Below are 576 nucleotides of genomic sequence, written 5' to 3'. Positions count from 1 at the left end.
GGACATATCAGAGCTCGCATCATCGGTTACGATATCCGTCATAGCTCGGTTGCATGGCGGTTCGCAAACTCGGTATAATTATTGGCATTGGCCTTCCTGTTGTTTGGAAGGCGCGATTAGTAGTTTCTATCTCAGTAGAATCTATCGAGGCGAGGGAAACCCTGCGCCTCTCCTCCTGGAAGTTGAAGAGCGGATGGCCATCCGGCACTTAAGTGTGAAAGTCGGAAAAGCTGGCAAGGCGGCAGCTCACATGGAGTACGTCGTTCGCGGCGGAAAATACGAACGGCAGCGCGGTGACGATCTCGTCGCAGCCGGGCATGGAAATATGCCGAAATGGGCCGCATCCGATCCCGCGAATTTCTGGCGTGCTGCCGACGAGAACGAGCGCGCCAACGGCTCGACCTATCGCGAGATCCAGGTCGCGCTACCGCGCGAACTCGACCCCGCCGCGGCGCACCGATTGGCCCGCCGGTTCATCGACGCCCATCTCGGCGTGAAGCATCCTTTCAGCTTCGCGATCCACAGTCCGAAGGCAGCGGACGGCAGGCCCCAGCCCCATCTGCACCTGATGTTTTC

The 576-nt window shown here is 58.9% G+C and carries 1 protein-coding gene; it reads left to right on the top strand.

The window, feature by feature from the left end:
- Positions 1 to 193: 193 nt before the first annotated feature.
- Positions 194 to 576: MobA/MobL family protein (locus AC1DVA_RS29010; protein ID WP_476808221.1), on the top strand; the 383-nt coding region annotated here is incomplete at its 3' end.

The sequence above is a fragment of the Allobosea sp. P4_C6 genome (assembly GCF_056402015.1).
Note: the sequence above shows the minus strand (reverse complement) of the source record. Positions and strands in the feature narration are given on the sequence as shown.